Source organism: Achromobacter pestifer, assembly GCF_013267355.1.
GTDB classification, from domain to species: domain Bacteria; phylum Pseudomonadota; class Gammaproteobacteria; order Burkholderiales; family Burkholderiaceae_B; genus Achromobacter; species Achromobacter pestifer_A.
In genome coordinates this window covers 3,791,364-3,803,175 of the sequence record NZ_CP053985.1, presented here as the reverse complement: position 1 = coordinate 3,803,175, position 11,812 = coordinate 3,791,364, and the positions used below count along the sequence as shown (strand labels likewise).

Genomic DNA, 11,812 nt, shown 5'->3' with positions numbered 1-11,812 from the left:
TAGCTCACGCCTCTTTCAGACTTCATCATGCCCTGCCTTTCCGGTAGTCGGTCAACCCCATGCCGGTATGGCGCTTGAAGAACTTGCCCAGATAGGAGGCGTCGGCGAAATGCAGTTCCTCCGCAATCTGCTGCACGGATTTCCTGGGCTGGCTAAGGCGCTTTTTTATCTCCAGCACGACCTGCCTGTCGATCAGCGTCTTGGGCGCGTCGTTGAAGAACCTCCTGCTCAGCTGCGACAGATAGTATGGAGTGATATGCAGCAGCCCTGCATAGAATGCCACCCCGCGCTGTTGCACGCAGTGCACCGAGATCAACTCCCAGAATTTCCAGCAGACCGCTTCCGATCTGCTGAAGTCATTCCTCGTGCCGGCCCCAAGGCCGTCCGTCTTTTCGCAGATCCACAAGAACAGGTTCTGGACATGGTTGACGATCATGGTTCGCTGGTAGGTGACACACTGCTCATGGATCAGCGCGGCCTGGCTCTCCCAGGCCCTTGAATACTGTGGCGACAGCGTTTCGGCGGCGAAGAACGGCGAACGGCTCAAGAAGGAAAACAGGCTGTTGGGCAGGGCGTGCGCAACCTCCGCGGCGATGGACCGGTTCATCAAATAGCAGGCGCACGAAAAGTCATCCGACTTGCGTTTGATGAGCGCGATGGAGTCTTCCGCCAGGACCAGCAGATCGTTCTTCTTCATCCTGTGCGGCTTGAAGTTCACTTCCCACTCGGCGCTGCCCTCGCGGCAGATCAGCACCACCACATACGCCAACGCCAAGGGGTGCCCCACCTGTGCGTCGAACCTATTGAGGCCGATGGCGAGGTCTGAGATGCCTGTATCCGAGAGCTGAGAGAGTGTTTTCATTTGTGCGGAAATTTTAAATTGGCCTCTGTAAATTCCGTATTTTTGTTTTCATAATTACCTAATCTACTCAAACTTGTCTGTTATCAGTTGCGCCCTCTGATCCTAGAATTCCAGCTGCTGTTTTCATTGCTGAAAGGAAGGGAAATCATGCTGCGCACTGAACGCCTCATCTTGCGGCCCTGGCACACCGACGACGCGCCGAGCTTATTTGAGTATGCGAGCGACGAGCGGATCGGCCCCGCCGCGGGCTGGCCTCCGCATACAAGCGTCGAACATAGCCAGGAGATCATCCAGACGGTTTTTTCGCGACCACTGGCCTATGCCGTGACACTGAAGCAAGACAACACCGCCATAGGCCTGGCGGCGTTGCTCATGGGGAAGGACAGCAATTTCGATATTGCCGATGATGAAGCCGAAATCGCGTATTGGATCGGCGTGCCGTTCTGGGGCCAGGGACTGATTCCTGAAGCCGTCAAGGAACTGATGCGCCACGCGTTTGATGAGTTGGACTTCAACGCCCTGTGGTGCGGCTACTTCGCCGACAACGAGAATTCGCGCAAGGCCCAGGAAAAGTGCGGCTTCAAGCACCATCACACCGAGGAAAACAAGTTCAACCCGTTCATGAACGACTACCGAACGGAGCATGTCAGCCGCATCGGCAAGAAGGAATGGCAGGCGCTGGCGGCTTCGAAATCGCATTGACTTGAGGCGGGCCGCTGTCTATGATCCAAAATATAGTACGTATACGTATTTATTTTGCATCCCGAGCGAGCCCTGCACATGACGATCCGACAATTGCGCAACTACATCGACGGCCGTTTCGAAGACGGCGCGGCCACCTTCGACAAGCACAGCCCGGTGGACGGGCGCCTGATCGCCCAGGTCCACGAAGCCAGCCGCGACCAGGTCAACCGCGCGGTAGTGGCGGCGCATCGCGCTCTGCCCGCCTGGGCCGGACTGCCGGTTGCCGCGCGCACCGACCACCTGCTGGCGCTGGCCGACGGCATCACGCGACGGTTCGACGATTTCCTGCAGGCCGAGATCGGCGACACCGGCAAGCCGGTGGGCTGGGCCGGCAAGATCGACATTCCGCGCGGCGCGGCCAATTTCCGCGCCTTCGCGGAGCTGGCGCGCACGCTGGACATGGAAAGCTATATGACGGACACCCCGGACGGCAGGCAGGCGCTGAACTACGCCTACCGCAAGCCGCTGGGCGTGGTGGGCGTGATTTCGCCCTGGAACCTGCCGCTCCTGTTACTGACCTGGAAGGTGGCGCCCGCGCTGGCGTTCGGCAATACGGTGATCATGAAGCCGTCGGAAGTCACGCCCTCCACGGCCACGCTGCTGGCAGAGGTCGCCCACGAGGCCGGACTGCCTGCCGGCGTGCTGAACCTGGCGCATGGCTTCGGGCCGAACTCGGCGGGCGAATTCATGACCACGCACCCGGACATCGACGGCATTACCTTCACCGGCGAATCCGCCACGGGCGCCGCCATCATGCGGGCCGTGGCGCCGGGCGTGAAGCCGGTGTCCTTCGAGCTGGGCGGCAAGAACGCGGCGCTGGTGTTCGCCGACGCCGACTTCGATGCGGCCGTGGATGGCGTGACGCAATCGGTGTTCGCCAATTGCGGGCAGGTCTGCCTGTGCACCGAGCGCGTCTATGTCGAGCGCCCGATCTACGAACGCTTCGTCGCGGCGCTGGCCGCTCGTGCCGACGCCTTGCGCATAGGCTGGCCCATGGATCCCACCACCGAGATGGGACCGCTGGTGTCGCGCGAGCATCGCGAAAAGGTGCTGTCGTACTTCGCCCTGGCGCGCGAGGAAGGGGCGACGGTGGCGGCGGGCGGCGGCGTGCCGGTGTTCGGCGACGCACGCGACGAAGGCGCCTACGTGCAACCCACCATCTGGACCGGCCTGCCCGAGACCGCCCGCTGCATCAAGGAGGAAGTCTTCGGCCCGGTCTGCCACGTGGCGCCCTTCGATACCGAAGAAGAAGCCATCCGCCTGGCCAACGACACGCGCTACGGCCTGGCCGCGGCCGTCTGGACCCAGAACCTCACGCGCGGCCACCGGGTGGCGCAAGCCATGAAGGTCGGCCTGGCCTGGGTCAATTGCTGGTTCCTGCGCGACCTGCGCACGCCGTTCGGCGGCAGCGGCCTGTCGGGCATCGGCCGCGAAGGCGGACGCCATTCGCTGCATTTCTATACCGAACCCACCAACGTCTGCATTAAGCTCTGACCCACCCCACGCAAAGGAGGACGCGATGAACCCGTCCCAGACAAGTCAACCCGGCCAGCCCGGCGTCAGCGCCACCGTCGTCGCCGGCAAGGCCACGCCGCGCGGCAAGTATCCGCACATCAAGCGCGCCGGCGATTTCCTGTATGTCTCTGGCACCAGCTCGCGCCTGCCCGACAACCGCATCGCGGGCGCCGAGGTCGACGCGATGGGCACCGCCACGCTGGACATCCGGGTGCAGACCCGCGCCGTCATCGAGAACATCCGCGACATCCTGGCCACGGCCGGCGCCACGCTGGCCGACCTGGTGGAGATCAGCACGTTCCTGGTCAACATGAACGATTTCGGCGGCTACAACCAGGTGTATGGCGAGTACTTCGACTCCGATGGCCCGGCCCGCACCACCGTTGCCGTGCATCAGCTGCCGCACCCGCAGCTGCTGATCGAGATCAAGGCGGTCGCCTACAAGCCGCAGGCGCGCTAGCGGCGCATGTCGGACTTCCGCATCACGCCCAATGCGCTCAGCCGCAAGCTGAAGCTGCACCAGTTGCAGATCTTCGAACGCGTGCTGGCATGCCGCTCGCTGTCGCGCGCCGCCAGCGAACTGCACCTGACCCAGCCGACGGTCACCAAGGCCATCCACGAACTGGAGACCTTCTTCGGCGCACCGCTGTTCGACCGTTCCAACCGTGGCGTCACGCCGACGGAACTGGCCGTGGTGCTGGGCCGCCGGGTCCACGCCATGATGGCCGAGATCCGCTATATGGCCGACGACATCGACGCAGTGCTGGGCGGGGCCAGCGGCCACGTGGTGGTGGGCACGCTCATCGCCGCATCGGCCAAGCTGCTGCCCGAGGCGATTGCGCGGCTGATGACCGCGCACCCCGGCATCCAGGTCAGCGTGCGCGAAGGACCGACCTCCCAGTTGTTGCCGGCGCTGGCCACGGGCGACCTGGACATCGTGGTCGGCCGCCTGCCCGGCGCCGACATGGCGTCCATCTCCGGCGTGGCGGTGGACCATCACAAACTGTACCGGGAAGAGTTGTGCCTGGTGGCCCGCGCCGCCCATCCGCTGGCCGGCGCGCCGGCCGCGGCGTTGGCCGACCTGGCCGGCCATATCTGGATCCTGCCCGCCCCCAGTTCGCCGCTACGCGCATCGATCGAGCGCAGCTTCCTGGACGCCGGCCAGCGCCTGCCGGCCCGGCATGTCGAATCGCTATCCCTCTTGACCAACATCGGCGTGCTCATGCACAGCGACGCGCTGGCCCTGCTGCCCTACGACGCGGCAGCGCCGTTCCTGGCCACGGGCATGCTGGCCCGCCTGCCCACCAATGCCTTCGGCGCATTTGGCGACGTCGGCTACTCGGTGCGCGCGGACCGTCCGCTGACGCCGGCCTGCCAGCGCCTGGTGGACTATCTGAAGCAGATTGCGGCGCAGCGCGCTGAAACTAACGGCTGACAGGCTGATCAGGGTTATCCCGCCATAGACAAGCCGCATACCCGGCGGCGTAATTTCTATTGTGCAGGCCCGCAAGGTCCCGCCTAGACTGCAGGCTATGGGGCAGCCCCGGTCCGCCCCCAGACTTCCGGAGATCCTCATGCCTGCCTATGGCCCGCCGTTGAATTTCCAGCGCTGGATAGACGACCACGCGCACCTGCTCAAGCCGCCGGTCGGCAACCAGCAGATCTGGCAGGACGCCGACTTCATCGTCACCGTGGTCGGCGGCCCGAACCATCGCACCGACTACCACGACGATCCGTTGGAAGAGTTTTTCTACCAGCTGCGCGGCAACGCTTGGCTGTCGCTGTGGGTGGACGGCAAGCCCGAGCGCGTGGACCTCAAGGAAGGCGATATCTTCCTGCTGCCGCCGCACGTGCGGCATTCGCCGCAACGGCCCGAAACCGACAGCGCCTGCCTGGTCATAGAACGCCAGCGCCCGCTGGGCCTGCTGGACGGCTTCGAGTGGTATTGCCCGCAATGCGGCAACTTGGTGCATCGCGTGGAGGTGCAGCTCAAGAGCATCGTGACCGACCTGCCGCCGCTGTTCCAGGCCTTTTATTCCAGCACCGAGAAACGCACCTGTCCCGGTTGCGGCGAGATCCATCCCGGCAAGGGGCATGCGCCTTCCGCTCAAGCGGCGCCGGCCTAGGCCCGCTCTCCTCCTGTCTTGCCTTGCCGCGATCGGCCAGGCGTCCGACCGACCCATCTTGTTCTGCACATGACCCAGAAAATCGATATGCACGCGCACTTCTTCCCGCCGATCACCCGGCAGGAAGCGGCGGCGCTGGACCCCGTCAACGCGCCCTGGCTGCGGCTGGACGGCGATGGCTCAAGCGGCCAGATCATGGCGGGCGAACGCCCCTTCCGCCCGGTGGACGCCACCTTGTGGGACCCGGCCCTGCGCCTGGAGCAGATGGACCGCAACGGCGTGGACCTGCAGATCCTGTGCGCGACGCCCATCATGTTCGGCTACTCCTATCCCGCGCAGGCCGCGGCCGACTGGGCCGCCCGCATGAACGACCTGGCGCTGGAGCATTGCGCCCATGCGCCGGCGCGCCTGAAGGCGCTGGCGCAGGTGCCGCTGCAGGATCTGGAGCTGGCCTGCAAGGAAGCGTCGCGCGCCCGCGCCGCCGGCCACCTGGGCGTGCAGATCGGCAACCACGTCGGCCCGCGCGACCTGGACGACGAGACCCTGGTGCAGTTCCTGGTCCACTGCGCCAACAACGACATCCCGGTGCTGGTGCATCCCTGGGACATGATGACCGACGGCCGCATGAAGAAATGGATGCTGCCATGGCTGGTCGCCATGCCGGCGGAAACGCAGCTAGGCATTCTGTCGCTGATCCTGTCCGGCGCATTCGAGCGCATCCCGCGCAGCCTGAAGCTCTGCTTCGCGCATGGCGGCGGCAGCTTCGCCTTCCTGCTGGGCCGCGTCGACAACGCTTGGCGCCACCGCGACATCATCCGCCAGGACTGTCCGCAGCTGCCCTCTTCCTACACCGACCGCTTCTACACCGACAGCGCGGTGTTCGACCCGCGCGCGCTGCGCCTGCTGATCGACGTGATGGGCGAAGACCGCGTGCTGCTGGGTTCGGACTACCCCTATCCGCTGGGGGAGCAGGAAGTGGGCAAGCTGGTGACCCATGCCGGCCTGCTGCCCGATGTGCAGCAGAAGATCCTGTGCCGCAACACCATGACGTTCTTCGGCCTGAATTCCTGACACGCTTTGCGACGCAAGACGGCTGCGATCAGGCCTGGACGTCCAACGGCGCGAATGGCGGCAATGGCAGCCCCAGCCTGCCGCTCCATTCGGCCATTTCAGCCTTCAGCGCCGACGGCACCGGAATCCCCGTGACCTGGCGCTGCGCCTGCGAGGCCAGTTCGGGATCGCCGGGCATGCGTGGCGATCCGGGCTGTGCAGCCAATTCCGCCGCCATGCCCGCCGCCACCGCAGCCAGCGCCGCGCCGCCCGCAAACCGGGCGGGATCGATGACGATGAAGAACGCCCCGAGTTCGCGCGGACGATCCAGCTGCTCGTACATGGGACCGATGTGCGGCCCGTGGGGATTGCCGTTGAGCGGCCCGCACAGCAATTCGACCATCATCGCCAGGCCGTAGCCCTTGTGGCCGTACTCGCCGCCCAGCGGTGTCAGGGCGCGGGCATGCGCCGCGTCGGTCACGCCCAGTCCCTCGCCATCCAGCGCCACGCCCGCGGGCAGTTCCGCGCCGTCGCGACGCGCGTTCATGACGCGATTCCACGGGATCGAAGTCGTCGCCATGTCCAGGCACAGCGGCTCGCCGCCCTGCCTGGGAAAAGCGAAGGACACGGGATTGGTGCCGAAGTACGGCAGCCAGCCGCCGAATGGCGCAGCGATGGCGTCGGAATGCGTGAAGGCCATGCCTATCAGGCCTTGCCGGGCGGCCGCGCGCGTGTACAGGCCGATGGCCCCGCAGTGCGAAGAGTCGCTGACGCCGACGGCGCCCACGCCCGCCTCGCGCGCCAGCGCCATGGCCGCTTCGTTGGCGCGGTGCGCCACCACGATGCCGTGGCCCCTGCCGCCATGCGCCTGTGCGCTTGCGGGCCCGCTCTGCTCGATACGGATGTCGGGCCGCGCCAGGATGGATCCATGGACGACCCGGTTCAGATAGTGCGGCAGCCGCGCAATGCCATGCGAATCGATGCCCCACAGACTGGTCTGCGCCAGGCTGGAAGCCAGGCAGCGGGCGTCGTCCTGGTTGAAGTCCAGGGCCCTCAAGCATCCCTCGCCCCAATGCCGCCACTGCTCCGCATCCACGCTTTCCAGCCTTGCCATGCTGCGCTCCTTGTGGATGCTGGCGGCGCGCCGCCAGCGGTCAAGCGGCCGGCACGGACTGCGCCGAGCCTTGCCGGGCGGCGTCCCGCTCCAGGGCCTCCAGGGCGCCCAGCACGCCGAGCGTCCGCAGGCGCTCCAGGTGTAAGGCCAGCGCCTCGACAAAGGCGGGCTTGCTGCCCAGGTCGCCGAAAACAGGCCGGAATCCCGCCATCACCGTGGCGCGCCGATGCGCCGCCTGCGAGGGGGCCGAAGCCGTGGCGGCCACCTCCGCGCGCGCCAGCAGTTTGGCGAGCGCCCCGGCCAGCGGATCCTGAATGGCATAGGCGTTGCCCAGTTCGTCGTATCCGCGCAGGTAGTGCAGCCAGGCGGCCACCGACATGGCCAGCCGGCTGAAATCGTCGCCCCGCTGCTTGCGGTCGCGGATGGCGGCGAGCAGGCGCTGCGGCACTTTCTGCGAACCGTCCATCGCGACCTGCCGGGTGCGGTGCGGCAGCGCCGGATTGGCCACACGCGCCAGGAAGCGCAGGCGATACTCATCCAGCCCCGACTCCGGAACGCCGCGCAGCGTGGGCCCGAGCTCCAGCCGCATCATGTCGTCGACATAGCGGCGCAGCGCCGGCGTGGCGGCGGCCTCGCTATTGGTGCGCAGGCCCAGCATCGAACCCAGGTACGCGAATGCGGAATGCGGCGCGTTGACCATGCGCAGCTTGAGGCGTTCATACGGCGCGGCGTTGCGCACAAAGCTCGCGCCGGCGGCGTCCCAGGCGGGCCTGCCGGCCGCGAACTTGTCTTCGATGACCCAGTTCAGGAAGGGCTCGCCCACCACCGGCCAGGCGTCCTCGAATCCCAGGCGCTGCGCCACGCGTGCGCGGTCTTCGTCCTGCGTAGCCGGCACGATGCGGTCCACCATGGAGTTCGGAAAGGTGCAGTGGTTATCGATCCACGCGGTCAGGCCCACGTCGACCCGCAGCGCAAAGGCCAGCACCAGGCTGCGCAGCGTGTCGCCGTTGGCGTGCAGGTTGTCGCAGGACAGCAGCGTGACGGGAGGCAGGCTGCGTTCGCGCCGCAGCGCCAGGCCGTACACCAGCATGCCGATGGCGCTGCGCGGCCTGACCGGATGCGCGAGGTCGTGCTCGATGTCCGGATCGTCCCAGCGCAGATGGCCGGTGGCCGGTTCGTGGCTGTAGCCCTTCTCGGTGACGGTCAGGCTGACGATGCGGGTCTGGGCGGAAGCGATGCGCTCCAGCACTGCCTGGGGATCTTCCTCGGCCACCACGATGCGCAGCACCGATCCGATCACCCGCAGCTGTTCCCGCAGCTGCCCGTCCGGGCCGGCGTCGCGCAGCGCCAGCATGTACAAGCCATCCTGCGGCGTCAGCGCGTCGCGCGTGGCCGGGCTGCGCAGCGAAACGCCCACGATGCCCCAGCTCAGGTCCCCGCTGGCGGCCATGGCCAGGTCGGTCACGGCCGCCTGATGGGCGCGGTGGAAGGCGCCGATGCCCAGATGCACGATGCCGGGCGTGACCCTGCCGCGGTCATAGGCGGGAGATTCCACATCCTCGGGCAGATGCGCCAGGGACTCCGAGTTCAAGCGTTCGAGCATGGATTACCAGTGCCATAGTGCGCCGTCATGCGCCTGCCGGTTGACCGGCAGGTAGGCGCGTTGGTAGGGATATCTGGCGGCGAGCTTTTCGTCGATGTCGACACCATGGCCCGGCGCGTCGCCAGGGTATAGCATGCCCTGGTTGAAGCTGTAAGCATGGGGAAACACTGCGTCCGTTTCGTCGGTATGCCGCATGTACTCCTGGATGCCGAAATTCGGCACCCACAGGTCGAAATGCAGGGCGGCTCCCATGCAGGCCGGTGACAAGTCGGTGGCGCCGTGGCAGCCGGTCCGCACCTGATAGAGCGCGGCCAGATCGGCAATGCGGCGCAGATGCGTGATGCCGCCTGCGTGCACCACCGTGGCGCGGATGTAGTCGATCAGCTGGTTTTCGATCAGGTCCTTGCAGTCCCAGATGGTGTTGAACACTTCGCCCACGGCCAGCGGCGTGACGGTGTGTTGGCGGATCAGCCGGAAGGCTTCCTGGTTTTCGGCGGGCGTGGCGTCCTCCATCCAGAACAGGCGGTAGGGCTCCAGCGACTTGCCCAGGCGGCCTGCCTCGATGGGCGTGAGCCGGTGATGCACATCGTGCAGCAGATGGGTGTCCCAGCCCACCGCGTCGCGCACCCGCTGGAACAGGCGCGGCGCATGGTCCAGGTACTTTTCCGTGGACCAGTCGTGCTCGGACGGCAGCGAGCCGTCGGCCGGCTCGTAGAACATGCGGCCGCGTCCCACGCCATAGACCGAGTTCAGCCCCGGCACTCCGCTCTGCGCGCGGATGGCCAGATAGCCCATCTCCCGGTAGCGCAGCACCTCGTCCACGGTTTCGTCGATGTCGCGGCCATTGGCGTGGCCGTAGACCATGACGCCCGAGCGGCTCTTGCCGCCCAGCAGCTGATATAGCGGCATGCCCGCGGCCTTGGCCTTGATGTCCCACAGCGCCGTGTCCACGGCGGCGATCGCGGACATGGTGACCGGGCCGCGCCGCCAGTACGCGCCGCGGTACAGGTATTGCCAGATGTCCTCGATCTGCTGCGGGTCGCGGCCGATGAGGCAAGGAATCACGTGCTCGGTCAGATAGGCCGCCACGGCCAGCTCGCGGCCGTTGAGCGTGGCGTCGCCGATGCCGTACAAGCCTTCATCGGTTTCGATCTTCAAGGTGACGAAGTTGCGGCCGGGGCTGCAGACGATGACGCGCGCTTGAGTAATCTTCATGTATGGTCCTGTGGAATGCTGGAAACCCCTGGCCGACGCCGGGCGCCTACATCACCGCGCCCAACTGCCAAGGCACGAACTCATTCTGGCCGTAGCCGTGTTCCTCGCTGCGCGTGCGCCGGCCCGAGGCAGTCTCCAGCATCAGACGGAATATGCGCTCACCCATCCCGGCCACGCTTTGCGCGCCGTCAACCACTTCGCCGCAATTGATGTCGATGTCGTCGGATTGCCGCTGCCACAGCGCCGTGTTGGTCGACAACTTCAACGATGGCGCGGGCGCACAGCCGTAGGCCGAGCCGCGGCCGGTGGTGAAGCAGATCAGGTTGGCGCCGCCGGCGACCTGGCCGGTGGCGGACACAGGGTCATAGCCCGGCGTATCCATGAACACCAACCCGCGTTCGCGGACCGTCTCGGCATACTCATACACATCGGCCAGGCGGGTCGTGCCGCTCTTGGCGATGGCGCCCAGGGACTTTTCCAGGATGGTGGTCAGCCCGCCCGCCTTGTTGCCGGCAGAAGGGTTGTTGTCCATTTCGGCGTCGTTGCGGGCGCAGTAGTCCTCCCACCAGCGCAGCCGCGCCAGCAGCTTGGCCGCGACCTCGGGCGTGGCCGCGCGCCGGGTCAGCAGGTGCTCGCCGCCGTAGATCTCCGGCGTCTCCGACAGGATGGCGGTGCCGCCGTGGCGCACCAGCAGGTCCACCGCGGCGCCCAGCGCGGGGTTGGCGCTGATGCCCGAGTAGCCGTCGGACCCGCCGCATTGCAGGCCCACGGTCAGCTTGCCTGCGGGCACGGGTTGGCGGCGGACGCGGTCGGCCTGCGCCAGCATGGCGCGCACCAGCTCGATGCCATGCTCCACCGTCTTGCGCGTGCCGCCGGTCTCCTGGATGTTGAAGGTGTGCAGCAGGCCGCTTTCGCGCAGCCCCTCCTGCTCCATCAGGCCGCCGATCTGATTGGTCTCGCAGCCCAGGCCCAGCACCAGCAGGCCCGCGAAATTGGGATGGCGGGCGTAGCCGCCCAGCGTGCGGCGCAAGAGGCGCAGCGGCTCGCCTTCGCTGCCGGTGGCGCAACCCGCGCCATGCGTCAGCGCCACCACCCCGTCCACGTTGGGATATCCGGCCAGCGCTTCCGGATGGATGTCGCGGCGGAAATGGTCGGCGATGGCGCGCGCGGCCGTGGCGGAACAGTTCACGCTGGTGAGGATGCCGATGTAGTTGCGCGTGGCGACGCGGCCGTCGGCCCGCACGATGCCGTCGAACTGCGCGGGCGCGTCGACATAGTCGGTGGCGCGCGCATCGGCGCCCACCGCGTAGTCGCGCTCGAAGTCGGAGAACTCCAGGTTCTGGGTGTGGACGTGCGAGCCGGGCTCGATGTCGCACCGGGCCACGCCGATGACCTGGTTGTAGCGCCGCACCGGCTCGCCGGCGGCGATGGCGCATGTCGCCACCTTGTGCCCAGGCGGCACCAGCCCGCGCACGACGACGTCTTCGCCGGCCAGACGCGTGCCGCCGGCCAGCTGGCGCCTGGCGATCACCACGTTGTCCGCCGGATGGATGCGTATGACCGCGGTATCGGTTTCTGACATG

At 66.7% G+C, this 11,812-nt stretch carries 11 protein-coding genes; 6 read left to right on the top strand and 5 right to left on the bottom strand.

Annotated features, from left to right (window positions below; all coding sequences use genetic code 11):
* Positions 1–25 precede the first annotated feature (25 nt).
* Positions 26–862 (bottom strand): helix-turn-helix domain-containing protein, encoded by an 837-nt coding sequence (locus FOC84_RS18215; RefSeq protein ID WP_173145653.1) that lies wholly within the window; start codon positions 860–862, stop codon positions 26–28.
* Positions 863–1,009: 147 nt separating this feature from the next.
* Here FOC84_RS18215 and FOC84_RS18210 point away from each other — a divergent pair, with 147 nt between their 5' ends.
* From FOC84_RS18210 to FOC84_RS18185, 6 genes are all read left to right on the top strand, one after another.
* A complete protein-coding gene (locus FOC84_RS18210; protein WP_254241697.1) occupies positions 1,010–1,564 on the top strand; it encodes a GNAT family N-acetyltransferase in 555 nt (184 codons plus the stop codon).
* A 78-nt stretch (positions 1,565–1,642) separates the two neighbouring features.
* Positions 1,643–3,100: a 2-hydroxymuconic semialdehyde dehydrogenase gene (locus tag FOC84_RS18205; RefSeq protein ID WP_173145652.1), complete on the top strand. Its 1,458-nt coding sequence runs from the start codon at positions 1,643–1,645 to the stop codon at positions 3,098–3,100.
* A gap of 25 nt (positions 3,101–3,125) precedes the next feature.
* Entirely contained in the window at positions 3,126–3,581 is a 456-nt protein-coding gene (locus FOC84_RS18200; protein ID WP_173145651.1) for a RidA family protein, read from the top strand.
* Between the two features lie 6 nt (positions 3,582–3,587).
* Complete coding sequence (locus FOC84_RS18195; RefSeq protein WP_173145650.1) at positions 3,588–4,556, top strand: LysR substrate-binding domain-containing protein; 969 nt, start codon at positions 3,588–3,590, stop codon at positions 4,554–4,556.
* 139 nt (positions 4,557–4,695) lie between these two features.
* Positions 4,696–5,247 (top strand): 3-hydroxyanthranilate 3,4-dioxygenase, encoded by a 552-nt coding sequence (locus FOC84_RS18190; protein WP_173145649.1) that lies wholly within the window; start codon positions 4,696–4,698, stop codon positions 5,245–5,247.
* Between the two features lie 69 nt (positions 5,248–5,316).
* Positions 5,317–6,318, top strand: a complete 1,002-nt coding sequence (locus FOC84_RS18185; RefSeq protein WP_173145648.1) for an amidohydrolase family protein — start codon at positions 5,317–5,319, stop codon at positions 6,316–6,318.
* Between the two features lie 28 nt (positions 6,319–6,346).
* Here FOC84_RS18185 and FOC84_RS18180 read toward each other — a convergent pair whose 3' ends face one another.
* From FOC84_RS18180 to FOC84_RS18165, 4 genes are read right to left on the bottom strand one after another with little or no spacing between them, the layout of a single operon-like run.
* Positions 6,347–7,411 (bottom strand): Ldh family oxidoreductase, encoded by a 1,065-nt coding sequence (locus tag FOC84_RS18180; protein WP_173145647.1) that lies wholly within the window; start codon positions 7,409–7,411, stop codon positions 6,347–6,349.
* A gap of 40 nt (positions 7,412–7,451) precedes the next feature.
* Positions 7,452–9,014 carry a mannitol dehydrogenase family protein gene (locus FOC84_RS18175; RefSeq protein WP_173145646.1) on the bottom strand — a complete coding sequence of 521 codons (1,563 nt, stop codon included), beginning with the start codon at positions 9,012–9,014 and terminating at the stop codon, positions 7,452–7,454.
* Between the two features lie 3 nt (positions 9,015–9,017).
* The gene (gene manD / locus FOC84_RS18170; protein WP_088142648.1) at positions 9,018–10,229 is read right to left on the bottom strand and encodes a D-mannonate dehydratase ManD; all 1,212 of its coding nucleotides are present in this window, start codon (positions 10,227–10,229) and stop codon (positions 9,018–9,020) included.
* 46 nt (positions 10,230–10,275) lie between these two features.
* Positions 10,276–11,811 carry a UxaA family hydrolase gene (locus FOC84_RS18165; protein WP_173145645.1) on the bottom strand — a complete coding sequence of 512 codons (1,536 nt, stop codon included), beginning with the start codon at positions 11,809–11,811 and terminating at the stop codon, positions 10,276–10,278.
* Position 11,812: the final 1 nt, after the last annotated feature.